At 49.8% G+C, this 24,641-nt stretch carries 19 protein-coding genes; 10 read left to right on the forward strand and 9 right to left on the reverse strand.

The genetic code is table 11. From position 1 onward, the window contains the following. Window positions 1-77 precede the first annotated feature (77 nt). The 3 genes from BZG81_RS10975 to BZG81_RS10985 are packed head-to-tail and all read left to right on the forward strand — an operon-like array spanning window position 78 to window position 4,872. The gene (locus BZG81_RS10975; RefSeq protein ID WP_077677373.1) at window positions 78-1,445 is read left to right on the forward strand and encodes an NADH-quinone oxidoreductase subunit L; all 1,368 of its coding nucleotides are present in this window, start codon (window positions 78-80) and stop codon (window positions 1,443-1,445) included. Continuing rightward, complete coding sequence (locus BZG81_RS10980; protein ID WP_077677374.1) at window positions 1,445-3,892, forward strand: DUF2309 domain-containing protein; 2,448 nt, start codon at window positions 1,445-1,447, stop codon at window positions 3,890-3,892. The genes BZG81_RS10975 and BZG81_RS10980 overlap by 1 nt, the downstream gene beginning before the upstream one ends. A gap of 8 nt (window positions 3,893-3,900) precedes the next feature. After that, window positions 3,901-4,872: an L-threonylcarbamoyladenylate synthase gene (locus tag BZG81_RS10985; RefSeq protein ID WP_108743486.1), complete on the forward strand. Its 972-nt coding sequence runs from the start codon at window positions 3,901-3,903 to the stop codon at window positions 4,870-4,872. Between the two features lie 10 nt (window positions 4,873-4,882). Here the strand turns inward: BZG81_RS10985 and BZG81_RS10990 are convergent, their stop codons facing one another. Then, window positions 4,883-5,341, reverse strand: coding sequence for a PaaI family thioesterase (locus tag BZG81_RS10990; protein ID WP_077677375.1), 459 nt, complete (start codon window positions 5,339-5,341; stop codon window positions 4,883-4,885). Then, window positions 5,286-5,801, reverse strand: a complete 516-nt coding sequence (locus tag BZG81_RS10995; RefSeq protein ID WP_077677376.1) for a NifB/NifX family molybdenum-iron cluster-binding protein — start codon at window positions 5,799-5,801, stop codon at window positions 5,286-5,288. The genes BZG81_RS10990 and BZG81_RS10995 overlap by 56 nt, the downstream gene beginning before the upstream one ends. Before the next feature lie 361 nt (window positions 5,802-6,162). Here BZG81_RS10995 and BZG81_RS11000 point away from each other — a divergent pair, with 361 nt between their 5' ends. Beyond that, window positions 6,163-6,936: a type IV toxin-antitoxin system AbiEi family antitoxin gene (locus BZG81_RS11000; RefSeq protein ID WP_077677377.1), complete on the forward strand. Its 774-nt coding sequence runs from the start codon at window positions 6,163-6,165 to the stop codon at window positions 6,934-6,936. A gap of 4 nt (window positions 6,937-6,940) precedes the next feature. Then, on the forward strand, window positions 6,941-7,858 hold the full coding sequence (locus BZG81_RS11005) for a nucleotidyl transferase AbiEii/AbiGii toxin family protein (protein ID WP_077677378.1): 918 nt from the start codon (window positions 6,941-6,943) through the stop codon (window positions 7,856-7,858). 22 nt (window positions 7,859-7,880) lie between these two features. Here the strand turns inward: BZG81_RS11005 and BZG81_RS11010 are convergent, their stop codons facing one another. From BZG81_RS11010 to BZG81_RS11030, 5 genes are all read right to left on the reverse strand, one after another. Beyond that, window positions 7,881-8,162 (reverse strand): DUF134 domain-containing protein, encoded by a 282-nt coding sequence (locus tag BZG81_RS11010; protein ID WP_021023566.1) that lies wholly within the window; start codon window positions 8,160-8,162, stop codon window positions 7,881-7,883. Window positions 8,163-8,275: 113 nt separating this feature from the next. After that, window positions 8,276-9,724, reverse strand: a complete 1,449-nt coding sequence (gnd, locus tag BZG81_RS11015) for a decarboxylating NADP(+)-dependent phosphogluconate dehydrogenase (RefSeq protein ID WP_077677379.1) — start codon at window positions 9,722-9,724, stop codon at window positions 8,276-8,278. Window positions 9,725-9,735: 11 nt separating this feature from the next. Beyond that, window positions 9,736-10,461 (reverse strand): 6-phosphogluconolactonase, encoded by a 726-nt coding sequence (gene pgl, locus BZG81_RS11020; RefSeq protein WP_077677380.1) that lies wholly within the window; start codon window positions 10,459-10,461, stop codon window positions 9,736-9,738. Beyond that, the gene (gene zwf, locus BZG81_RS11025; protein WP_077460712.1) at window positions 10,458-11,960 is read right to left on the reverse strand and encodes a glucose-6-phosphate dehydrogenase; all 1,503 of its coding nucleotides are present in this window, start codon (window positions 11,958-11,960) and stop codon (window positions 10,458-10,460) included. The genes pgl and zwf overlap by 4 nt, the downstream gene beginning before the upstream one ends. 236 nt (window positions 11,961-12,196) lie before the next feature. Then, window positions 12,197-13,123 carry a LysR family transcriptional regulator gene (locus BZG81_RS11030; protein ID WP_077576735.1) on the reverse strand — a complete coding sequence of 309 codons (927 nt, stop codon included), beginning with the start codon at window positions 13,121-13,123 and terminating at the stop codon, window positions 12,197-12,199. 218 nt (window positions 13,124-13,341) lie between these two features. Here BZG81_RS11030 and BZG81_RS11035 point away from each other — a divergent pair, with 218 nt between their 5' ends. Further along, window positions 13,342-14,973 (forward strand): glycoside hydrolase family 13 protein, encoded by a 1,632-nt coding sequence (locus BZG81_RS11035; RefSeq protein ID WP_077677381.1) that lies wholly within the window; start codon window positions 13,342-13,344, stop codon window positions 14,971-14,973. A gap of 100 nt (window positions 14,974-15,073) precedes the next feature. Here BZG81_RS11035 and BZG81_RS11040 read toward each other — a convergent pair whose 3' ends face one another. Further along, window positions 15,074-16,381, reverse strand: coding sequence for an ATP-grasp domain-containing protein (locus tag BZG81_RS11040; protein ID WP_077677382.1), 1,308 nt, complete (start codon window positions 16,379-16,381; stop codon window positions 15,074-15,076). A 138-nt stretch (window positions 16,382-16,519) separates the two neighbouring features. Then, window positions 16,520-17,485, reverse strand: coding sequence for a zinc-binding metallopeptidase family protein (locus tag BZG81_RS11045; protein ID WP_077661440.1), 966 nt, complete (start codon window positions 17,483-17,485; stop codon window positions 16,520-16,522). A 279-nt stretch (window positions 17,486-17,764) separates the two neighbouring features. Between BZG81_RS11045 and BZG81_RS11050 the strand changes: the two genes are divergently transcribed. The 4 genes from BZG81_RS11050 (at window position 17,765) to BZG81_RS11065 (ending at window position 24,584) form a co-directional block, all read left to right on the forward strand. After that, on the forward strand, window positions 17,765-19,768 hold the full coding sequence (locus BZG81_RS11050) for a hypothetical protein (RefSeq protein ID WP_077677383.1): 2,004 nt from the start codon (window positions 17,765-17,767) through the stop codon (window positions 19,766-19,768). Window positions 19,769-20,133: 365 nt separating this feature from the next. After that, window positions 20,134-21,963 (forward strand): M4 family metallopeptidase, encoded by a 1,830-nt coding sequence (locus tag BZG81_RS11055; protein ID WP_077677384.1) that lies wholly within the window; start codon window positions 20,134-20,136, stop codon window positions 21,961-21,963. Between the two features lie 264 nt (window positions 21,964-22,227). After that, on the forward strand, window positions 22,228-22,965 hold the full coding sequence (locus BZG81_RS11060; protein ID WP_077677385.1) for a substrate-binding periplasmic protein: 738 nt from the start codon (window positions 22,228-22,230) through the stop codon (window positions 22,963-22,965). 65 nt (window positions 22,966-23,030) lie between these two features. After that, window positions 23,031-24,584: a methyl-accepting chemotaxis protein gene (locus tag BZG81_RS11065; protein ID WP_077677386.1), complete on the forward strand. Its 1,554-nt coding sequence runs from the start codon at window positions 23,031-23,033 to the stop codon at window positions 24,582-24,584. The last annotated feature ends 57 nt before the right edge of the window (window positions 24,585-24,641 follow it).

A 24,641-nucleotide genomic window follows, 5' to 3' on the forward strand; every position in this document is an offset into this window, starting at 1 on the left:
GGTTATTTATAATGTATTTTACTTAACTGTAGTAAGTTTTCACAATGGTTCGCATAACTATTGCTGTGAGGTAAGTCATGTTATCCCTATTTCTCGTCACTCCGCTCAAACTGGTGCTGCTGGCACTGGTTGCTCTTCTTGGCGGTGTTATATGGCGATACAGTGCCACTGCGTTTGCGGGCGAAGCCGACAAACACCGTTTTCTTTTATCCTTATTGCTCACCTTGTCGGCAGTCTTGTTGGTTTTAGTCAGCAATCACCTGTTGCTGTTTTGGCTTGCTTGGGTGGCGGTTAGCCTCTCATTGGGTCGCTTAATTCTTTTCTATCCGCATCGGCCTCGCGCCCAACTCGCGGCACACAAAAAAATGCTGCTCGCCCGCTTTAGCGAATTGCTACTCGGTGGCGCATTTTTACTGTTATTTTTCCACTACCAAACCGCGCAGATTGACCAATTGATGTTTCAAGTCAGCCAGCAACCTCATACGCTGACTGTAAGCATCGCCGCCTTTATGCTGGTGGGTGTGGCGATCATTAAGTGCGCGCAACTGCCCTTGCACGGCTGGCTCATTCAAGTGGTGGAAGCACCTACGCCTGTCTCTGCCTTGTTGCACGCCGGTATTGTGAATCTTGGCGGGATCTTATTGATGCTGTTCGCGCCAGTGCTCGCGGCGAGCCCCAGTGCCAGCTTTGCACTGCTGGTTATCGCCGGTGTCAGTACCCTGGTGGCAGGGCTGGTGAGCCTGACACGCGTGAGCATTAAGGTAAAACTGGCGTGGTCGACCGTCGCACAAATGGGTCTGATGTTAGTTGAAATCGCCCTAGGCCTTTATGAGTTGGCACTGCTGCACTTACTGGCGCACTCTTTCTACAAGGCGTTCTCTTTCCTCAACAGCGGCAATGGGGTGAATCATTGGCTAGCAACCCAACTGGCCGACGCCTCAGTTCCGCGTCGCTGCCATTGGCTTGCCGCGATGGCCACCACCGCCGGTTTGATTGTCGCCGTGCACCTGAGTGTCGGTATTTTAAATAGTTTTGCAGCCGGTTGGTTGCTGTGGATGGCGATGACCATGCTGCTATTACCGGCCTTTACCCGCCCAGGCGCTGCTCGCCCGACACGCGTGCTGCTCAGTAGCGTGTTTGCGCTTGGCCTGCTCGGGCTCTACGCCGCCATTAAACATAGCTTGATTGTGTTTGTCGCGGGTGGAAATGCCACCTATTTATTTGCCGATGCCTTTGCGCTGGTGCTGTTTATCACGCTGTTTGCTCTATCACTGGCGGTCCAGTACTGGCCTCACAAAGCGTGGGTCAACCGCCTGTTTATTTGGCTGAACGCCGGGGCTTACCTTGATGAGTGGGCGACGCGCCTAACACTCAAATGGTGGCCGAGTGCTTCTTTAATCCAACTACAAACGACCCAATGGCAACCGCATAAGGAGACGCGTTAATGATTGCGAAAACGCCCAACGTATCTGCACACCCTGAGTCCCTCGATGTGAGCGATTTTCGCGATGCCACCCAGCAAGCGGTCGTAGCGATTGCGCCAAGCTGGCCGTTGGATCAAATGATTGCGGTGAACCCATGGTGGCCGCAACGCTTTACCCCCATTGAGCAAGTCTTTGCTGAGCAAGCGGTGTTAAGTGCCCACTGTCCGCTAATGCCGTCGGCGTACTATCTGTCGCATTGGCAATCGCCCATTAGTGAGGCACACCTTGCCGAGGCCATTTCAACCTCTGGCAGCGCATTAACAGTGAGTGATTGTCTGCGTGCACTGCGCATTCATAGCAGTAACCTCCCGCGTTGGAAGCCATTGGCTGAGTTGTGTGACCGCACTCGGGAAACACAAGAAGGCTTATCGTGGCAGCAAGAAATCCAGCAGCAAGTGAGCCAGTTTCTCGCGCTTTATCACCAATACCCACAGCGCTTTGATGCCCAAGGCCAAGGCGGTGAACACCTTTATCAATGCTGGTTGAGTGTGGTGAGCCAAGATAAAGGCATTAAAACCCTCACTGGCGTGGATTTGCTCGCCGATTTCGCCGCTCTACCCACCCAAATGGATGCACTGATCGCTGAAGCGGCCGCCTTTTGGCAACCGATCCTTCATGACCCAAACGGTAACTTGGCCTATTGCCACGCGCTGATGCATGGTTTATCAGGTTGGGCAAGCTGGCAGGCTTGGTTAGATTGGCAGCAACAGCTCAGTGACAGTGAACAACAAGATCATGGCATGGGCCTATTCGCGATTTTACTCGCTTGGGATACAGTGCTGGCACGCTGGCTTGCTAAACACCGTGAAGCGGCGTGGGCAAGCATTCGTCAGTCCATGCACCACCAAGCGGTGAATGTGCGCCATTGGTATCACCAAGCACAACAACAGCTCGCGCCACTGTGGATTTGGCAGCAAGCGCTGGAAATCAGTCAGCAGCGCCCTTGGGCACACGCCTTGTCCGCGCAGGCCAGTGTCGACACTCTCGCCACCTCGCCTACGCTGCAAGCTGTGTTTTGTATCGATGTGCGCTCTGAACCGATGCGTCGCGCGTTAGAAGCACAATCTGATCGGATTCAAACCCTTGGCTTTGCTGGCTTTTTTGGCTTGCCGATCGCCTATCAACCCACTGATAGCCAGATTCACCGCCCGCAACTGCCCGGCTTATTGGCACCGGCGATCACCGCCTCACAAACTCATGCCACCCCCGAACGCTGGTTGCGGATGACCAAGCTCGGCTGGCAACGTAGCCTTGATGCGCCCRCCGCCAATTTAGGCATGGTCGAAGCCGGTGGCATGCTGAAACTGGTGAGTTTGTTAAAGCGCGCATTGCGCATTTCTGGCACCGAAAACCCGCTGAATCGACTCAGTCATACTGACAGTGATTGGGCGCTCACCCGTGACAATACACCATTAACCGCAGCAGAAAAGGCGGAGCTAGGTGCTGGTATCTTGCGGGCAATGGGCATTACTGACCAACTGGCCGATGCCGTCTTGTTGGTGGGCCATGGCAGTGAAACCTGTAACAACCCTCATGCAGCAGGGCTTGACTGTGGTGCTTGCGGTGGACAAACCGGCGAGGTGAATGTCCGCGTACTCGCGCAGCTTCTGAACGATGCCGACGTGCGCGATGCCATGGCAAAGCAAGGCGTAACGATTCCCACCAGCACCCGTTTTTATGCCGCCATGCACAACACCACCACCGACGCACTGGATGTCTTTCACGCCCCCGAGCATGCCGCGTGGCAAACTTGGCTGGCCGACGCGAGCGAACAAGCACGTGCAACCCGCGCCAACCAGTTTGACCAAACGCCTACCCAGCCATCCAAGCTCAAACGCTTCTTTGCAACACGCGCCAAAGACTGGGCACAAATGCGTCCTGAGTGGGGACTATGTGACAACGCCGCGTTAATCGTGGGCCCGCGCACCCTGTCTCGACAGATTAATTTGCAAGGTCGCAGCTTTTTACACGACTACGACTGGCATAGAGACAGTGACTTTAGCCAGCTTACGGCAATCCTCACCGCGCCCATGGTGGTGACCAATTGGATCAACTTGCAGTACTTTGCTTCTGTTACCGCACCGGAAAAATTCGGCAGCGGAAACAAATTGCTGCACAACATCGTGGGTGGCCACATTGGGGTGTTTGAAGGGAATGGTGGTGACTTGCGAATTGGCTTATCGCATCAATCTGTGCACGATGGCCGTCGATATCGCCACCAGCCAGTGCGATTAAGCGTATTTATCGCTGCCCCTCGGGAGGCAATTGATAGTATACTTGCACGCCATAACGATATAGCCGCGCTGGCGAATCACGGCTGGCTGTACTTGATGCAAATTGATGCGCAAGGTGCAGTATGGCAACGCGATCGCTCGGGTCAGTGGTATCACCTGAACGTAGCAAAATAAAACGGAGCATGTCGTTGAAAACGCAACTTCTCTCAGCGCAGTGTTCAACGGACCTAACACAAGCCGCCGAGCTACTGAAAGCCGGCGAACAAGTCGCGGTGCCTACAGAAACCGTGTACGGTCTGGCAGCGGATGCCAGCAATCCAGACGCCGTCGCGGGCATTTTTACCGCCAAAGGGCGACCCGCCAATCATCCTTTGATTGTGCATCTCGGTGACGTCGCATCGATCACCGAGTGGGCAACGCAGATCCCTGATGAAGCATATAAGCTGGCGAATGCCTTCTGGCCAGGGCCGATGACGCTGCTGCTGCCACGAGCCGAGCATGTTTCACCGGTAGTCACGGGTGGATTGGATACCATTGGGCTTCGCGTGCCCGCGCAACCTGTGTTATTGGACCTGCTCGCCACCCATCAACTTGCCGTTGCCGCCCCGTCARCGAACCCGTATAAAAAGCTCAGCCCCACCACGGCAGAGCAAGTGGTGCATGGTTTAGGCGGAAAAATTGCGGCAGTCATTGATGGCGGCCCTTGCCAACATGGGCTGGAGTCGACCATTGTCGATCTTACCAAGCGCCCCTTCCGCGTACTTCGTGCCGGTCCAATCACCGCCAGCGAGCTGAGCGCCGTATTGGGTGAAACCGTGGAAGCGCCCGAGCAGCACGATAGCGTGGTGCCTGGCAATGTCGGTAGCCATTACCAACCTAACACCCGGTTGCAAATGGTGGCCGCAGATCTGTCCGATCTCCCAGCGCCTAATTCTGAAAAGCGCGCGGCCTTACTTCACTTTGGCGACGCCCTGACACGGGATGATCTGGTGTGTATTACCATGCCGAATGACGCCGCACGCTACGGGCAAGCGTTATATCACCAACTTGCCCAAGCCGATCAACTCGGCGTCGATGAAATCTGGCTCGCCCAGCCTCCTCAAGGTGAAGCGTGGCTTGCGGTCCATGATCGCCTGCGCCGCGCGGTCAGCTAGTTTTTGACGCTCACAACGCGCGTGTTTGCATAAAGCTTGCCGTTGCACTGGCACACACAGTGTCTGCAACGGTCAGTGTTGCCTCCAACCGACTCATGCCGTGTTTCGCTTTCACACACCAGGCACGCACCTCACCATAAACAGCGATAGGCACCGGATGGTGATAGCGAATATTAAGTGACGCTGTCACACTTTGCGGGGCAAACAAGAAAGTACAATGGGTCAACCCCGCATCCAAAAGCGTGGCAATGACCCCACCGTGCAGCTGATCTTGATACCCCTGCCAAGTGCTTTCTAACCATACGCTTGCGGTCACGGCGTTGTTATCGTCTTGATAAAATTTAAGATTAAACAGCCCGTTGTCACTGCAAGCCACACACTGATGATGGGAATCCGGCGGGATAACAGGTTGCTTATTCATGGCAACCGCAACCGTGGCCACTGTTTCGACCTCGTTGACCTTGTCCATGTCCACACCCCCGATGTTGACCACCTATACCACTATCTTGCGCGCCACACCCTCGCCCACGTCCTGAATGACACGCTGCTTTCCGTTGTTGTGGTTGTTGCTGTTGCTTCATTCGCTGCAACGCAGGCCGCCCTTGACTGGCCTCCGTCAGTGGTTTCCAGTACGCAGGCGACAACCACTGGGTAGGATTTAAACGGCCGTTGGTCAACTGATAAACATCAACATCCGCGGCCAGCAATCCCGCCAAGGCATGCTCACCGATATGGCGCGTCACCACACGTGTCACCTGGTTGGCTTTTAACATCGCAATCAAGGCGTTTTTGGCACCACAGCCTTCCGTTACTCGTGGGTTGGCGAGTTGAGCGAGTGCCTGTCCATCGTCGTCAAACAGCACAAAATGTTCTGCTTTCATAAAATGTCCCGCAGGACGGTCTTGGTTCATCGCAATGGCAATTGTCATCTTCCGTTCTCTCTTTATATAAATGGCATATGCTAAAAATACGCCTGATTTATGGCATATGCAAACTATTCTATGAGAGAAAAATGAAGAAAGTCACGTCAAGACGTGGAGAGTGTTCGAATCAAGCTGCAACGTCGTGCGACAAAATACTTTTTCGAACACGCGCTCATCCTTGCTAAGTCGCATGATGAATGACAATAACTAAATGGAAGCATTGGTTTAAAAAACTCCATTTTCACGGCAATAATTGACGTGAAAATATGACTATTCAAACTAAAAACCGAAAAAGTTTGAAAAACATAAAATACACGTCAATAATTAACGTGTATTTTATGTTTTATAAACCAGTGTGGAATGACTCATGCTGAACACTGAAGCGAGACAACAACTACAGAAAGTGCTGCCCCTGGATATGGTTGCTACTAAGTCATGGCTAGAGGCACAAGGACTTAATCTGCACTTCCTAGATAATGCGATACGAAACCAAACGCTAGTCCCTCTTGCAGCCGGTGTATACATAAGGCAAGAAGCGAGACTATCTTGGAAAGGCATCGTTGCTTCGTTGCAATGTATGACCCATACCCCTATCCATGTTGGAGGCCTTACCGCGTTAGAGCTGGAAGGGTTTAGTCATTATCTGTCCAAAGGAAGCAAACCCAGCGTTCACCTCTATTCTGCTGAGATGCTGCCTAGATGGCTGGCTAGAATCGATGCGCCAGCACAATTTGAGTGGCATGGCACTCGTCGCCTATGGTCAGAGACGCTAATGCAAGACAACCAGTACCTGAGGCAAGATAGCTGGCAAGCATCTCTTCCGTCATTACATTATTCCTGTCCAGAGAAAGCCATTTTAGAGCTTTTAGCTATCGTGCCCAATACCATCAGCTTTGAACACGCTGACCAACTTATGCAAGGATTACACAACCTATCGCCTCGTAAACTGAATGCCTTGCTAAGAGCCTGTCGCAGTATCAAAGCAAAGCGACTCTTTCTCTGGCTGGCAGGTAGGCATCAACACGCTTGGCTTAAATACCTCACACCAGAACAGTATGCACTGGGCTCTGGTAAAAGACTGATCGCTAAAGGCGGCAAACTAGAGCCAACCTGGCAAATAACAGTGCCTAAGGATATGTGAAAGCATGGATAGACAAAGCCACTACTACCGACAAGTGCAGCTACTACTGAGGATTATTCCTTTTGTTGCCAAGCACGACTGTTTCGCTCTCAAAGGTGGGACAGCTATCAATTTGTTTGTTCGTGACTTTCCTCGACTTTCAATTGATATCGACTTAGTTTTTCTGCCCATAATGGAACGGAATGAAGCACTACGGACCATCAAGAGCAACCTAGATACCCTAGCCTCCACGATAACGGCTAACATCGACAATACACGTGTTGTCCGCTCCTTCCTGGATAAATCAGATGCTCTGCGTTTATTGGTGGAGCGAGATGGCGTTCAAATCAAAATTGAACTCTCCCCTGTACTACGCGGTACGGTTTACGACCCCCAAGTCATGCCAGTAAGTGGGGCTGTTGAAGATGAGTTTGGTTTTGCAGAGATGCCAGTGGTGAATTTTGCCGATTTATACGCGGGTAAAATCTGTGCAGCACTGGATCGTCAACACCCGAGGGATCTTTTCGACGTCAAGCAACTACTTGATAACGAGGGACTCCCCGATGATCTTCGCAAAGCCTTATTGGTTTATATTATTAGCCACCCACGTCCTATTGCCGAACTACTTAGACCAAACTTCAAGGATATTTCAGGTGTTTATGAAGGAGAGTTTCGGAATATGGCCGATCAAGACATTCCCCAGGCGGAGCTCGAAGCAACTCGCAAGCAGCTGGTGAAGATCATAAACTCGTCTTTGACGCCCCAAGAGCGATCATTTTTACTGTCCTTCAAAAATCGCACGCCTGATTGGGCGCTTTTAGAGCTGTCGGGAATTGACCAGTTACCAGCCATCCGTTGGAAAATGCAAAATCTCGCCAAAATGAACGCCGAGAAACACTCAGACGCGTATCGTCAACTTAAACAAATATTAGGCCCTATGTAAGCCAAATAAACTCGGCACAACACTACTCTTCTGACTCAAACACCAGTGCTTTGCCTTCTACGAGGCAGGCGGTGGTTTTGGCGCGGGCGCGTTTTACTAGGTTGGCTAACGTTTGACGGGATACGCCCATGACTTCCGCCGCTTGCAGTTGCTGCATACCCTGATGATCAACAAGGCGCATGGCTTCGAACTCATCCAGACCAATGGTCACCGTCTCTAGCTCACTGAGTGGAATGGCGTTGGGTTTAAAACAGTTGGTATGCGGTTTCCCGCAGATACGGCGGGGCATTTTAGGACGCGGCATAGGGTCTCCTTTTTCGCCTATGCTAAGCGAGTTTATTGCTTATGCCAACAAAAAGGGATGCCAATGCATCCCTTTTCTATTTATTACTACTGGCAGTGACTTAGTCTGCCACGTTACACGTCGTACGTCGTCGAGGCAGTGTTACCACCGGTGCCCGTCCAGTTGGTGTGGAAGAACTCACCACGTGGCTTATCGAGACGCTCATAAGTGTGCGCGCCAAAGTAGTCACGCTGGGCTTGCAGCAGGTTGGCTGGCAAACGTGCTGTGGTGTAGCCATCCAAGAAGGTCAGCGCCGATGTAGTACACGGCATTGGGATACCGGTTTCCATCGATTTCGCCGCCACTTTACGCCATGCCGCTAAACAGTTATCCAAGATCCCTTTAAAGTACGCATCTGAGCCCAAGAAGGCCAAGTCAGGATCCTTAGCAAAGGCATCACGGATGTTACCCAAGAAGGCCGAACGGATAATACAGCCGCCACGCCACATCAGCGCGACGTTGCCGTAGTTGAGATCCCAGCCGTTCTCGTTTGACGCTTCACGCATCAGCATAAAGCCTTGCGCGTAAGAGATAATTTTTGACGCCAGCAGCGCTTGACGTAGCGCATCAACCCACTCGGCTTTGTCACCATCAACCGGCTGGATATGTTTTTCAAATAGCTTCTCTGCCGCGACACGCTGATCTTTCAATGCTGACAAGCAACGCGAAAATACCGATTCAGAGATCAGGGTCAGCGGAATGCCAAGATCCAGCGCGTTAACCCCAGTCCATTTACCGGTGCCTTTTTGACCCGCGGTGTCGAGGATTTTCTCAACCAAAGGCTCACCGTCTTCGTCTTTATAACCCAAGATGTCCGAGGTGATCTCGACCAGATAGCTATCCAACTCGGTTTTGTTCCAGTCGGTAAACACCTGCTGCATTTCATCATGGCTCATACCAAGGCCGTCTTTCATGAACTGGTACGCCTCGGTGATCAGCTGCATGTCGCCATATTCGATACCGTTATGCACCATTTTCACAAAGTGGCCGGCGCCATCACGGCCGACCCAGTCACAACATGGCTCGCCGGTATCGGTTTTCGCTGCAATACCTTGGAAAATAGGCTTCACCGCTGGCCACGCCTCTTCTGAGCCGCCTGGCATAATAGACGGCCCGAAACGTGCGCCCTCTTCACCGCCAGACACACCGGCACCAATGAAGTGAATACCTTTTTCACGCAGCGCTGCCACACGACGGTTGGTATCTGGATAGTTGGTGTTACCGCCATCAATAATGATGTCGCCTTTCTCAAGCAGTGGCGTCAGTTTGTCGATAAAGGTATCGACCACATCACCGGCACGAACCATCAGCATCACTTTACGTGGCGTTTCTAGCTTCTCAACCAGTTCTTCCAGCGAATAAGCGCCAACGATGTTAGTGCCCTTGGCTGGGCCTTCAAGAAACTCATCGACTTTGGCCGCGGTACGGTTATGTGCCACGACTTTAAAGCCGTTGTCGTTCATGTTGAGGATCAGGTTTTGGCCCATGACCGCCAAACCAATTACGCCGATATCACCTTTCATCGTGCTCTCCATTAATTCTGTTCTGGTAATTTTTTTGCTGCCGCGGCATCGAGTACCCACTCCGTGGTGCCTTTGGCACTGCGGATATTGGCGGCAGGATATGGCAGTTGAGTGGGCTCGTGTGTGGCGATCTCATGCACAATCGCTTGTTTGCCTTCACCCAACACCAGATAACTGATTTTCTTCGCCGCGCGCAGTACACGGGCGGTTTTTGATACCCGCTTTTGACCCGATTCAGGATGCGAGGCCACCAGCGCCAGTGCGGTATTGTCATACTGAGGATCGTGCGGGAATAGCGAGGCGGTATGGCCATCGCCACCGACACCCAGCAAGACCCAATCAAACACAGGCGTGCCGTTTTCGCTTGGGATCAGCGCTTGCATTTCCGCACTAAAGCGCGCGGCTTCCACGTCCGGATCGTCTTCACCACGAATGCGATGACTGTTCTCTTCTGGAATGCGAATCTGGCTAAACAGTAGTTTGTCGGCTTCGCCAAAGTTGCTCTCGGCATCATCCGGTGCCACACAGCGCTCATCGCCCCACCAAAAATGCAAGTTTTGCCACTGAATCGCCGTGGCGTAGTCATCACTGGCTAAACGCTTAAACAGCATTTTGGGCGTGCTGCCACCAGATAGCGAGATGTGTACGGCACGATCTTGCTCGCTGAACGCTTGCATCGCGTCAGCTAAGTGATTGACCACCGCGTCGGCGTCATCAAAAATACGGGCATTGATCATAGTTCGCAGTATTCCGTGTCTGTGAGGTTTTTGCAGGGGAAACGCCACGCATGGTCGTCTCGCGCCAGCAAGTGGTCGGCTTCTTTCGGCCCCCAAGTGCCACAGGCATAACCATATAGCGCTTTGCCATTATCCTTGTATTGGAGAATTGGCTCAACAAACTGCCAGCAGGCTTCCACCGCGTCACTGCGGGCAAACAAGGTTGCATCGCCTTTTAAGGCATCAAGCAATAAACGCTCGTAAGCCGTCAGCATCTGGGTTTCTTCCAGCGACGTATAATGAAAATCCATGTTTACCGCTTTGGCGTTAAAGCCTGCACCCGGCTCTTTCAGACCGAAACTCATTTGAATGCCTTCGTCGGGCTGAATACGGATCACCAAGCGGTTTTCGGGCGCATTTTTGCCGAATACGGGATGCGGGGTCTGTTTAAAGTGGATCACCACTTCGGTCACGCGCGTCGGTAAGCGTTTACCGGTGCGCACGTAAAATGGCACCCCATTCCAACGCCAGTTGTTGATAAACATCTTCAGGCCAACATAAGTCTCGGTACGCGAGTCTTCCGCCACACCTGGCTCATCACGATAGCTGGGTAATGCTTTGCCGCCAACTTGCGATTCAGTGTACTGGCCCAGCACCAAGTTATTGTGCAAGTCGTCTTCAGAGAGCGGCTCAAGCGATTGCAGCGCTTTAAACACCTCATCACGCATTGCATCAGCATTGATCTGTGCAGGCGGCTCCATCGCCACGAGCGACAACACTTGCAATAGGTGGTTTTGGAACATATCCCGAACCGCGCCCGACTGGTCGTAATAACCACCGCGACCTTCTACGCCAAGATGCTCCGCACCGGTAATTTCAACATAGTCAATGAAGTTGCGGTTCCAAAGCGGCTCGAACATCGCATTGGAGAAACGGAAAACCAACAGATTCTGTACCGTTTCTTTGCCTAAGTAATGGTCAATACGGTAAATCTGATGCTCTGCAAAGTAGGCGTGAATGTCTTTGTCTAACTGACGAGCGGAGGCTAAGTCGTAACCAAACGGCTTTTCGACCACCAAGCGTTTCCAACCGTTACTTTCATCATTCAAGCCATGTGCGGCGAGACAGGCAGGAATAAAGTTGTACAGCTTCGGCGGCGTAGCAAGATAAAACAGCGTATTACGCTGGGTGAAACCATATTGTTCGGACAATTCGTCTAAACGCCCTGTTAGCGCGCCATATTCGTGGGTGTCAGAGATATTGAACGATTGATAATGCACGTGCGCCATAAAGGCGTCGAGCGTTGCAGGATCGGTTTCTTCAAGCTCTTGCATCGAGCGACGGAGCTTGTCACGGAACGACTCGTCACTATAGAAGGTGCGGCTTGCGCCAAGAATTGCGAAAGACGCAGGCAGCTGTTTGTTCGCATACAAATGATACAGGGCTGGGATCAGCTTGCGGAAGGTGAGATCGCCAGATGCACCAAAAATAACAATACTGCTGTTTTCTGGAATTACCATCATCTTTCCTTTGATAATAAAGGTACTGCATGTGATTTGCGCCACAAATTAGCAGCGCATTGGCCAAATTGGTAATTGGCCCTACCTATTGATGTCATTGATGTCGCCACTGAAATATGGAGCCGGCTAACTCATCCCTACATTTGCAGCCAGCACGACCAATTCAATGTGCGACAAAAGCACTCTAGTCTAGCACTTTATTCGTCAATAAGCTGCCCCACACTGGTAAGAGGTGCTCAATCGACATCGCTCGCCATCCAGTCAGTCCCGCTTTCCAGCAGACACGTAACGAACTGCGAGACTTTATCGCTTGTCGCCCCGTACGCGGTATAAACACCCACGTTGCCCCGTTTTTCTGCATTAACCCAAAGCATGTTAATTCCCTTAGCGCCGAGAAATGACGCGGCTTTATCGGTGTAAGGCATGAGAGCATGCGTACGTTGCAACAACGAGATGCTGGCTGAAAGTGAGTCGAGATCAAAGGCATGCGGGTGAAGGTTTAGCAACGGTGGTAAAGGACGAGAAAGTAAATGGGCATGGCGAGGATGATCGGGTGTCACTCGCAATAACGGCCAGTCAAAAAGATGCGCTGACAACACCGGCTGATGGTGGCGCTTCAATTGGTCAAACAAAGGATGATCCTGATGTGCAAACCAAGCTTCTGTATCTTGGAACAAAGGGGTAAAACGCACCTGACTGGTGGCAATTAGTTCACTGATTTCATGGCCAATAAAAACATCAATATCGCCATTTAAAAGCGATGACATTAATGCCAACCGATTACCAAACTCAATATGCACCGAACACTGATGCTCGGCTTGATACGCCACCACCGCCGATTCGACAAACAAAGGCCACCAGGCTTCTCCCGTCCCTAGCTTAACCTGTCCGGCCTCTCTGGCTTGTAGCACATGCAACTGTGCTTGTAATCGTTGGCGCGCAGCGTGTTGGGCCGTTGCGTGCTGATAATAAAGCTCGCCAGCAGCCGTCATACTGACACCACGCGGATGCCTTATTAATAATTGGCTTGATAGACGCTGTTCTAACTTTTGGATTTGCGCGGTCAATGTAGGCTGACTGATCCCTAGCTTTAACGCTGCGGCTTTGATGCTGCCACTCTCAGCCACAGCCAAAAAATAACTTGCCGCTTTTTCTACGTCCATTGCATCACCGTTCACATTTTTGCTTTAACCGTTATAGTTTAAAACACTTACTCGCATCAATCATAGCCGTTAAATAGGTTTATTTTCACTCTTTGGTATAGCCATATAGCTATAACAAAGAGAGAGTTATCTATTTTTAATCCCCGTCTTGGGCAGGTACATTCATATCCATTATCGAACGCGTGTTCAAACTGATAAAAAACAAAGAGGTAATGGGTATGCAGTACGCTTGGTGGCATGATGCCGTTGTTTATCAAATCTACCCACGTAGTTTTTACGACACCAATGATGATGGCATTGGCGATCTGAACGGAATTATCGAGAAACTCGATTACTTACATTGGCTCGGCGTCAATGTGTTATGGCTATCACCGGTGTACCAATCGCCGATGGATGACAATGGCTACGACATTTCCGATTACTGCGCGATCGCGCCTGAATTTGGCACCATGGAAGACATGACGCGCTTGATTGATAAAGCCGGCTCGCTCGGCATCAAAATCGTAATGGATTTGGTAGTCAATCACACCTCCGACGAACACCCTTGGTTCCAAGCTGCGCTTCAAGACAAAAACAGTCCCTATCGCGACTTTTACATTTGGCGTGATGCCAAACCCGATGGCAGTGCGCCGGATGATCAAGGCTCAATTTTTGGTGGCAGCGCATGGCAATGGGAGCCAAACACCGAGCAGTACTACTTTCACTTGTTCTCCAAACGTCAGCCCGATCTGAATTGGGAAAACCCCGCCGTCCATGACGCCGTGTATAAGATGATGAACTGGTGGATTGACAAAGGCATTGGGGGATTCCGCCTTGATGTAATAGATTTAATTGGTAAAGAGATCGACAAAGGCATCACTGGCAACGGCCCGCGCCTTCACCCTCTGCTGCAGGCGATGAACCAAGCAACATTTGGCGGCAAAGGCTTGCTCACCGTCGGCGAAACATGGGGCGCAACGCCGGAGATTGCCAAGCTTTATAGCGCACCGGAACGCAATGAACTCTCCATGGTGTTCCAATTTGAACACATTACCGCGACCTGGAAAGACGGCGATAAATGGCAGCCCGTGCCGCTGGATGTCGCCGCCCTTAAACAGGTACTGTTCAAATGGCAACAAGAGCTGGCCGATAGCGGTTGGAACTCGCTGTTTTGGAACAACCACGACTTGCCCCGCGCCGTATCCAAGTTTGGTCACGACGGTGAGTACCGGACACGCTCAGCAAAAATGCTCGCCACAACCTTGCACTTAATGAAAGGCACGCCCTATATCTACCAAGGGGAAGAGATTGCGATGACCAATGTCGCCTTCCCGTCTATCGACGATTATCACGACATCGAAACCCGCAATTTTTACGACTTGCGTATTGCAGAAGGCGTTGATCCCGACACCATGATGGAGGCGGTATACCAAAACAGTCGCGATAACGCCCGCACCCCGATGCAATGGGATAACGCACCGCAGGCAGGCTTTACCCAAGGAACACCATGGTTACCGGTTAATCCTAACTACACCACCATCAATGTGGCACGAGCGACTGAAAACAGTGGCTCGGTGCTCTATCACTACCGTGAGCTGATTAAGCTGCGCAAGCAATACCCAGTGATTGCACATGGCCAGTTTGCGCCTGTGGAAGAAGCCCACCCTGACGTGATCGCCTACGAGCGCTTCGACGACACCCATCGTATTCTCGTGGTCAGCAACTTTAGTGAGGAAAAGCAAACCATCACCCTCCCCGCACACTGGCACGATAAGGCCTTAACCTGCCTTAGCTACAACATGGATCCGGTCAAACGGTTAAGCACCACCTACAAACTGGCCCCTTACGAGTCGTTTGCGGTGATGATTTAACCCTTCACGGTATCGCATGGGTAACACCCACAAAAAAGCCTGGGTTAGAGACGCCTCTAACCCAGGCTGCGGAGGATAAGCAAGGTTTTATCAAGACGTACTAGACGTAAAAATCCAAGTCTTCTTGCGCTTTTAATAAATCCCGCATTTTGATCGGATCATCCCCGAAGAAGAACACCAGCCCCCAGTGGGTACCAAACGCATCTCGCTCTGGAACCGTCTCTTCAGCAGGCGCCTGAAGCTCATGGAAATCAAAATAGGGATGTTCTATACACTCTTTTGGCATCTCTAACTGACTGACGACACGCCGTTTTGGATATACGCCAAAGCAGCCAGCATAGCCTTTTGCATCAACAACTTCACGCGGGAAGAAAGCGTCAACTTCTTCTTTTGTGCTCTTAGGATCAAACACCAAAAATGAAGCCTGATAAGCATTAAAGCCATAAGCTCGCTCAATCAACTCAAACGCTTTAAATCCCGGTGGGCGGTAGGCGACCTCACCAAAGTACATAGTGCCGTCACTGGTCACAAAGTATTCTGGGTGGATCTGACCGAACTGGATATCAAAGGTTTTAATCAATAACTCAATTTGCTTAGTAATCGCGTCTCGCCAACTTTCGAGCTCTTTTGTCGCAGGCACAAACACCGAGTAGCCGAGTGTGACGTATTCAGAGATATTTAAGAACATGATCTTGCCATCGTGAACCCAGGCTTCAACGGCAAACTCCCATCCATCGAGATGGCTTTCCATAAGCAGCGGGTATTCTTCAGCCGGGATAGCATCGATTTCGTCAACGGTTCGCAGCATGCGATGTCCTAAACAGCCTGCTTTATCAAACGCTTTGACATGAATCGGATCGTCTGGATCGCCGTCAAGTTTGAGTAATGTTTGATTAACTCGCTTCATAAATCGCACGATATCTTCTTTTTCATGCGCCTCTTCAAAAATGCCGACACGAATACCGCCAAGCTGAGCTCGACGTTTCATTAGCGCTTTATCACGGAATAAAATCGATTGCCCGTACATCCGAGGATTATCAAGCAGTACAGAGTTGATGGCGCCGGACCATTCAACGGTTTCTTCAAACAGTGGCACAGCGACATCGACGCCCTCAGCCTTGAGTTTTCTAGCAAGCTCGATAGAAGTGTCATCAAGTCGAAGGAAATCCCATGACATAAACGGGATATTGTTCGCAGTACAAAAATCTCGCGCCCACTCAGGTGCAACCACGATATAGCGACGATCAAATTTCTGGGCCGCTTTAATTGCGTTGACACTCCACCCTAATAGCGCAATGTAACCTTTGTTTGGATCTTTGGGGGTTTCAGTTCCTTGGACAGAGTCCATAGAGGGATCTCGCCAGGACAAAACTTCTGGTGACATGTCTGATTTAGGCGTAATCGCCATATTTATAACTCCTTTTATTTGATACTTAGGCATCGGAAACGGACCAACGTTGATGCGATGCATCCTATTCCCATCCATCGTCTTTTAAAGACACCATTCCAAGTAGATGTTCGTTAAGGCCTTTGACCTATATAAAACTCATCGCCCCTGCGCGCCACGACGAAGCCAGTCATGTACAAACGCAAGCTTTCGATGGGCAGTCTCAGACAATACATAGGGATAAACGTCAGACAAGCCCATGGATCGATTAATATGATTTACTCGCATCACAATGGCAGAGGCCACATGAACCAGCAGCTCCGTGTCAGGCTCGGCATAGGGATCCCAGCCGTGGCTAGGCATCTCCGGCGACACAAGCCCCGAGGCCACAAAGCTATCAGTGATATCAGTAAGATGTAATAGGCTTGCTGCCGTTTCCGCCCAATCTTCATGGGGGTGAGCCGATGCATAAGAAGTGATGTACGCCTGCTCCCACCCTACCGGTGGCCCTTGATGATAATGATTTTCCAGCGACGTGGTGTAATCGATACGTTCGTCCCCGAACATCTCACGAAATGCATTAAGAAAATCTTCTCGAAGGCTTAAGCGCCACCAAAGCATATGCGCAATTTCATGGCGCATATGGCCTATCAGCGTTCGATACGGTTCATCCAAGGCTTCCCTGCGGGAGATACGCACCACAGGATCGGCCTCAGAAACGCTCATTGTTACCACGCCATCCCCATGCCCCATTGCCGCCAACGTATTACCATCAGCGAGCATATGAAAGGTAGGCCGTGTACCAGGATCTTCTGGTCGGAACCAATGCCACCGCCCTAAGTTATCGATGACCCAGCGTTTAGCCGCTTCCGTTTCTGCCCAGTAATCAATGGCGTTAGGTATGTCAGGATCTGGTGCGAGTGCTGTCATTGCGCAAGCTCGGCAGAAAGCACCTTCTTCAGGCGCTATCCAATTACACCCTATAATGACACGGTTGGCACAAAATGGTGGCATAGGCAGAAAAGCACGCGCCTGAGGGTCATAAGCTACCGGTGTTCCTTCTGCAGTGGCCAAGTTGTGAAACCATAACGTGCCGGGACCTACCGGATTCGTGAAACTCATCATATTCGGCAAAACTCCAGAAAAGGCAAACGATGCCGCGGAAAAGTCCTTTCCGAGCCACTTATCGTAGGCTTTGGCTGTGATCACAACCAGCGATATTTGCCTAAAACTGCGACTGGGTCACAACAAACGGCTTTCGATTTGCTTAACAATCCAGCGCCATGCGTGGAACACCTTGTGGAGTAGCCTAAATGTGATCTAAGCGCGCTTTCGCTTCCCCCTGCTTTCTCGCTCTTGTAGACTACGCGGGCGTTGACTATCTACTGATAAGAAAATTGATTTATGCCTGCGATTACACCGGCCTTTAAAGTGATAGACGGTTTCTCTCTCTGTGCCAATGACACGGAGCGCCTTGATGTATTCTTTACCTACCTTCGTGAAGGAGAGCCAAAGCTGGCAGAATTGCGTCTTGAGCAGCTTGTCTTAGCGTTAGCCAACTCCCCCTCTCAAGCCGCGCTCTTTGCCAACAGCGTGTGCAATGAAGCCAAAAAAATAAAGCTGTCACCGGCGTTTGTGCAGTTGGGGATTTTCTCTAAAAACGGTCTTGTTACCGACATTTTTCGTCGTCTTTATAACAAAGTCAATCCGCCGCCTAAGCGCTGTAACGATATTAACGACCTATTAAGTTACTTTGTGGGAGGGGAAGATAAAGCGTGGGTCAAAGCCATCTCTCATAAGTGCTGGTTTAAGCTATACCGCCTCTTAGTAAAAAGTGCCGCTCCCGAAACAATCCGCTCAACAGGTGCGTACATTAAAAGCGAGCTGTGTTATTCATTAGAAATGCTCTCTATCTGGATTGCCGCGGAGGAATTGGATCCAGAGCTGTTGCGCATTGATCGGCGTCTCAGCGAGGTTGATTCACCGTTCATTGCATTGCAGCGTGAAACCCACCAACTTGTGAACGCGATTAAAAACGACACGTTGGATCCCAAAGACAGGGCACATTTTTGGGTGATAATTGAGCAATGCCAGCAGCAGGTTAAGCGGATCCGAGCTCGTGGTATTAACCAAATGGGCTTCTCTGCGCACGCCTCACGTATGCTTGAGCGCTTGGATCAAACGTTAAACAGAATGGTGCTACTGATCCAAATCCTAGACTTTCGGCATCCACACCAAAAAGCACGCTGCGTATTAAACCTCTGGCGGCAATTGCTTATTTCAGTGACTGAACGCAACAGTGTACGCGCGATTTATCGCAAAAGTACCCGCACATTCGCACAAAGCGTGACACAAAATAAGAGCAACCACGGCGAGCATTATATCGCCAAAACCAAAAACGATTACTTTAAAATTCTGCGCGGCGCCTGCGGCGCAGGGGTGATTATTGCCCTGTTAGCATGGGTAAAAATGTATATCGAGACCCTGCAATTATCACCACTCAATAATGCATTACTGGTCAGTTTAAACTACGGCGTCGGCTTTATGCTGGTGCACATTTTACACTTTACCATTGCCACCAAGCAGCCGGCGATGACCGCGGCAAACTTTGCTGCACATGTGGAAAAGAACAAACAAGGGCGCACGCGTAGTAAAAAGCTGGCACGGTTACTGATCAATGTGAATCGTTCTCAGTGGTTTGCAGTCTGGGGCAATATCACCGCGGCAATTATCGTAAGTGTGTTGGTTAGTCTGCTTTTTAGCCATTTATATGGCAACCCTTTACTAAACAGCGAACAAGTGGCCTATCAAACCGCTGCGATTCATCCGATCCATGGTTTAGCCTGGCTTTACGCCGCTATCGCTGGAGTCTGGCTATTTTTGTCGGGTATTATTACCGGCATACTCGATAATCGGGCAGACTACATTGAGTTGAAAGATCGGTTAATCGGCCATCCGTTATTCCGCGCAATCTCGCTTCAACGACGAGAGCGGATAGCGCTGTATATTCATCAAAACTATGGCGCATTGGGGGGTAACTTCATTTTTGGTGTGCTTTTAGGTATGACCAGTTACTTAGGCTATCTTATTGACGTTCCGCTTGATATTCGCCATGTTGCTTTCTCTTCTGCCCATGCGGCCTATGCGCATATTAGCGATTACCAGTCGTGGTTGTCTGTTTTATCCAGCCTGTTTTTTGTATTGATGATTGGCTTTATCAATCTGTGGGTCAGCTTTGGCCTCGCATTATTCGTCGCGCTGCGCTCGCGTAACTGCGAGCTAGACATCGCATCGGTCCGATCCGCCGTTATCACCCAAATAAAACAACGCCCAACCTCTCTGTTTTGGCCAAATGATCACCAGCCCCTGACTAAATCACAATCGTCTAGTCAGCGTCGTACGCCATAGATAACAGGCATGACATCGACGAGGGTCACGCTCAAGTGACCCTCGCTTATCTCGTCGACCATGCTATACGTTAATTTTGAGGCCAGTCTCTCATAACTAAATAGTCATTTATTCTGTAAATAATTCTGGTCATTGATAAATCAATAACCATAACCTCTTTTAGATAAACGGTTCACAGCAAGGTTGATCACGCTATTGCATTTAAAACGGTCCGACCATGTCAGTGTTTGTTTACACAACTAATTGTAACAAGCTTGTAAAGAGAGCTGTTGATAGGTCACGTTAGAGAAGTGGACTAAAACGTTCGCCTTCCTATTGTGCGGTTGGGAAGAAAGGAATCTTTCAACAACAATTAGGGCAATAACATGAAATTATCTAAATTAGCATGGCTTATCGCTTCTGGCATGGCCATTAGCACTCCCGCTGTGAGTGCCGATCTCATTAACGTTACTGACGAAACAATACTCAACCAAGTTTTGAATCAACCGACTGGCGTTTATGCACCGTCAGGATCGCAAACGAATCCTTTAGGATTTAAAGAGGTCAAGCGTGTCACCTTGCCAAATGGCAAAATCAAAGTCCGCTACCAACAAACCTTTCAAGGTGTGCCGGTTATTGACACGGCTGTTGTTGCGACAGAAAAGCAGGGCCAACGGAGCGACGTTTACGGCACCATGGCCCAAGGCGTAGCGAATGACATTGTTAATGTGTCACCCGCGCTCAACAGCCAGTCTGCGTTAGAAGCGGCCAAAGCCGATTTTACGCAAAGCCAGAAGACACTTACTTCCGCACCTTTCGAAAACGAAAACACCCGCTTGGTGGTGAGGCTCGATGATCAACAAAATGCACAACTCGTCTACCTCGTTGATTTCTTTGTAGCTGGTAATGATCCAACCCGACCATTTTATATAATTGACGCTAATACAGGCGAGATCTTAAAACAATGGGACGGCATCAACCATGCCTCGGCAGTCGGCACCGGGCCGGGCGGCAATGAAAAGACTGGTCAGTATACTTATGGCACCGACTATGATGGCCTGCCTATCGATAAAGTCGGCAGTACTTGTACACTTGAAAACGACAAAGTCAAAACGGTCGATTTAGACAATGGTACCTCCGGTAGCACTGCCTTTTCCTACCCTTGCACGGACACCGGTAATTACAACGATAAAAAATATGTTAATGGTGCCTATTCGCCGCTCAATGACGCGCACTACTTTGGAAATGTTGTCTTTGACATGTACAAGGACTGGATGAATACCGCGCCACTTAGCTTCCAACTCACCATGCGAGTGCACTATGGCAACAATTACGAAAATGCATTCTGGAATGGTCGTTCAATGACGTTTGGCGATGGCCAAAACACTTTTTACCCCTTGGTCGATATCAACGTCAGTGCTCACGAGGTTAGTCACGGCTTTACGGAGCAAAACTCGGGGCTAATTTACGCTGACATGTCAGGCGGGATAAATGAAGCTTTCTCTGATATCGCTGGCGAAGCCGCTGAATTTTATATGCATGGTGATGTCGATTGGCTGGTTGGTGCCGATATCTTTAAAGGCTCCGGTGGGCTCCGTTACTTTGAGCAGCCTTCTCGCGATGGCAACTCGATTGATGACGCCGGCCAATATCGTGATGGCATGAATGTTCACCACTCAAGCGGTGTATACAACCGTGCCTTTTATCTACTAGCCAACAAAACGAATTGGGATGTTCGTAAAGGCTTCGAAATATTTACTACGGCTAACCAACTATATTGGACCGCAAATAGTACATTTGATCAGGGTGCATGTGGCGTAGCAAAAGCCGCCAAAGACCTGGCTTATAACGAGCAAGATGTCATTGACGCCTTTAACGCGGTAGGTGTTAGCGCAAGTTGTGACGATAACACTAACAATGTACTTCTACCAAACCAGCCTATTACAGGCTTAGCCGGTGGCAGTGGAAGCGAGACTTTTTTTACATTTACCGTGGATAGTAGCCGCAGTGTCAACGTCAGCATGAGTGGTGGATCTGGTGATGCAGACCTTTATGTCAAGGAAGGAAGCAAACCGACCACCAGCAATTGGGATTGCCGCCCCTACAACAACGGCAATAATGAAAACTGCACACTAAATGCGCAGCAAAACGTGGCATACCACGTCATGCTACGTGGCTATCAAAACTATTCAAACGTCAGTTTAGTCCGCGATTAACCGCTATCATGCCGCTGTAATCACAGCGGCATTTTTGTCTAGTCGACATAGGGTATTTACTGAAAAGATAGACAATTTAAGGTCTATCCTTTTTCTCTTTGATGATTTAGCTATCAATGTAAACGCTGAGCGTGCATATAAATTTATAGCTTTCATCACGTTATAGACATTAATCACACGATTATCACAGGTAAAAAAAGATCACGACGCTCATATTTTTTATCTCGTCTACGCTTATAAGAAGATAAAAAAATTGGAGGCACCATGCTCAAACACCTGTTCACACTCGCTTTCTCAGCATTACTACTGATCACGACACCCGCTCGTGCCGATGTGCTGACTATGCCATCTCTTGAATGGCCCCCTTATTCTGGTAAAAACTTACCGGATCAAGGCGCCTCTGTCGCTGTTGTGCGCGCAGCGGTTCAGGCCATGGGTCATGAGCTAAATGTCGAGTTTTATCCTTGGTCGCGCACCGTGTACCTGGTAAAAAACGATGCCAAATATGCAGGGTACTTCCCAGAGTATCACTATGGGACAGATGATCTCATTTTCTCTGATCCTATAGGAACCGGGCCACTGGGTTTTGTTGAAAACGTTAACCGCCCTATCGAATGGTCAACGCTTGATGATCTTGCACCTCACACGATTGGTGTCGTCCGTGGTTACGTCAACACACCGGAATTAGATGCCCGTATTGCGAATGGCTCATTAAAATCCTCCGACGTCACCAGCGATACCCAAAACCTAAAAAAAGTGGGCCGAGAGCGTATCCCTCTCGCGGTGGTTGATGCCAACGTTCTGGATTACCTCAAAGAGAATGATCCTGCCCTTAGTGCAGTAAAAGCCAATCTACAAATGAACAAAAAGCTTCTCGTCGACAAACAACTCCATATCGCATTTGCTAACAATGAGGCGGGAAAAAAGTGGCGCGATATCGTTAATCAAGGGCTCAAGAAAATCGATATCGAACAGATAATGAAAGAACGTTTGGGCGAATAATCTCCCTTACCAATAAAAGCGATCGAAATGGATCGTGCGGCAAAGACAAATGGAAGAGTAGCGCTATGTTTAAGAGTCTTAAAGCAATATTTGTCACTCAAGTGGTTATTGCTGTTTCTATCGTGTTAGGCATATCAAGTTATATTGATTACCAGAGCACGAAAAAGGAACTGAGTAGCGCGCTTGAAACCACCGTGGCTAACGCCACCAACCGAATGAACCTCAGTCTCCCAAAAGCGATTTGGGATTTTGATTTGGAAGCGGCGAAGTTATCCATTTCTGCCGAGCTCAAAGCGCCAGATATAAAAGCGGTAAGAGTGCTTGATAAACAAGGCGAAGCCATTGTGTTTTTGCGTCTTGGCCAAGACAATGGCAAAGACGGTGAAAGGCAGGCAAAAACGATTGGTGATGGTGAAAAATCGATGTACGAGTCGATGATGCTGAAAGAGAACGAGCTGTCATTTACAGAATATGGAGAAACCAATCTGGTCGGTACATTGCAAGTTTTCTACAACACTGAGCGATTAGAAGCCGCACTAGCAGACACACTGAAACGAAGCGTTATCGAACTCGTCGTGCTTGATCTTGTCATTATTGTGTTCCTAATTCTGGCACTCACTGCAACGGTGGTGAAACCACTCAATGATCTCACTGCTAGAGTTCGTGAATTGGCCAGTGGCGATGGTGATCTTTCTAAAGTTATCCCCGCGCCAAAGTATAAAGAATTTGCTCAGATAACCGAACATATTAATCATTTCACCGCCTCTCTTCGTGAGATCGTCAATGAAGTGACACAGGCATCGATTAATCTCGCCAGCGTCTCAGCAGAAAGTGGACAAATGGCACGAACCAACGCCGAGCGTTTAGAACAGCAAAAACAGAGCCTGTCTACCGTCGCTGCGGCCGCAACACAAATGAATCAGTCGATCGCAACGGTTGCGGATACAGCGAATGATGCAGCGACACATGCTGCCAATGCAACCGACCTTGTCAATCAAGTCTACGGCACTATTGAAAGTTCAGCGTCTGAAATTATTAACATGCGCACTGAGATGGAAAATGTGAATACTGAAATGCACAAGCTGTTAGAAGAGGGTGAGAAAATTTCAGATGTCGTCAACGTGATCAACGATATTTCAGAACAAACAAACTTATTAGCATTGAATGCCGCGATTGAGGCGGCACGAGCGGGCGAACAAGGGCGAGGGTTTGCGGTTGTCGCCGATGAAGTGCGTAGCTTATCAGTGAAAACCAGCGAATCGACTGAGAAAATCCAATCCAACATTAAGTCACTGAGTGACGCAACGGAATCGGTTGAAAAAGAAATCAATCGTATTAGTAGCATTCTAGAAAGCACCGCAGGGCGCGTATCAGAATCACAAGAATCCGTTAGCCAAGTGCGCGAAACCATTACGGATATTTCTGAGCGTAGCGGCCAGATTTCGCAAGCAACCGATGAGCAGCGTCAGGCCATCGATGAAGTCAGCCAAGCGATTAACGAGGCCTCAGAAGCGACTAATCAGGTTACAGAAGGGGCGCAAGATAATGCCACGCGCACTGATAAAGTGCTGACGCTCAGTGAGGATATCAAAGGGCAAATGGAGAAGTTTAAAACCTAGCGATTTCATCAACTGCGGCAAAAAGAGAAAAGAAAGAGGTGGGATTGCACCTCTTTT

The organism is Salinivibrio sp. MA607, from assembly GCF_001996245.1.
Lineage (GTDB): Bacteria > Pseudomonadota > Gammaproteobacteria > Enterobacterales > Vibrionaceae > Salinivibrio > Salinivibrio costicola.

Excerpts from the sequence above, each read along its gene's own strand:
- BZG81_RS10975 (WP_077677373.1), top strand. The coding sequence starts at position 78 with ATGTTATCCCTATTTCTCGTCACTCCGCTCAAACTGGTGCTGCTGGCA.
- BZG81_RS10990 (WP_077677375.1), bottom strand. The coding sequence starts at position 5,341 with ATGGACAAGGTCAACGAGGTCGAAACAGTGGCCACGGTTGCGGTTGCC.
- BZG81_RS10995 (WP_077677376.1), bottom strand. The coding sequence starts at position 5,801 with ATGACAATTGCCATTGCGATGAACCAAGACCGTCCTGCGGGACATTTT.
- BZG81_RS11000 (WP_077677377.1), top strand. The coding sequence starts at position 6,163 with ATGCTGAACACTGAAGCGAGACAACAACTACAGAAAGTGCTGCCCCTG.
- BZG81_RS11005 (WP_077677378.1), top strand. The coding sequence starts at position 6,941 with ATGGATAGACAAAGCCACTACTACCGACAAGTGCAGCTACTACTGAGG.
- BZG81_RS11010 (WP_021023566.1), bottom strand. The coding sequence starts at position 8,162 with ATGCCGCGTCCTAAAATGCCCCGCCGTATCTGCGGGAAACCGCATACC.
- gnd (WP_077677379.1), bottom strand. The coding sequence starts at position 9,724 with ATGAAAGGTGATATCGGCGTAATTGGTTTGGCGGTCATGGGCCAAAAC.
- pgl (WP_077677380.1), bottom strand. The coding sequence starts at position 10,461 with ATGATCAATGCCCGTATTTTTGATGACGCCGACGCGGTGGTCAATCAC.
- zwf (WP_077460712.1), bottom strand. The coding sequence starts at position 11,960 with ATGGTAATTCCAGAAAACAGCAGTATTGTTATTTTTGGTGCATCTGGC.
- BZG81_RS11030 (WP_077576735.1), bottom strand. The coding sequence starts at position 13,123 with ATGGACGTAGAAAAAGCGGCAAGTTATTTTTTGGCTGTGGCTGAGAGT.
- BZG81_RS11035 (WP_077677381.1), top strand. The coding sequence starts at position 13,342 with ATGCAGTACGCTTGGTGGCATGATGCCGTTGTTTATCAAATCTACCCA.
- BZG81_RS11040 (WP_077677382.1), bottom strand. The coding sequence starts at position 16,381 with ATGGCGATTACGCCTAAATCAGACATGTCACCAGAAGTTTTGTCCTGG.
- BZG81_RS11045 (WP_077661440.1), bottom strand. The coding sequence starts at position 17,485 with ATGATGAGTTTCACGAATCCGGTAGGTCCCGGCACGTTATGGTTTCAC.
- BZG81_RS11050 (WP_077677383.1), top strand. The coding sequence starts at position 17,765 with ATGCCTGCGATTACACCGGCCTTTAAAGTGATAGACGGTTTCTCTCTC.
- BZG81_RS11055 (WP_077677384.1), top strand. The coding sequence starts at position 20,134 with ATGAAATTATCTAAATTAGCATGGCTTATCGCTTCTGGCATGGCCATT.
- BZG81_RS11060 (WP_077677385.1), top strand. The coding sequence starts at position 22,228 with ATGCTCAAACACCTGTTCACACTCGCTTTCTCAGCATTACTACTGATC.
- BZG81_RS11065 (WP_077677386.1), top strand. The coding sequence starts at position 23,031 with ATGTTTAAGAGTCTTAAAGCAATATTTGTCACTCAAGTGGTTATTGCT.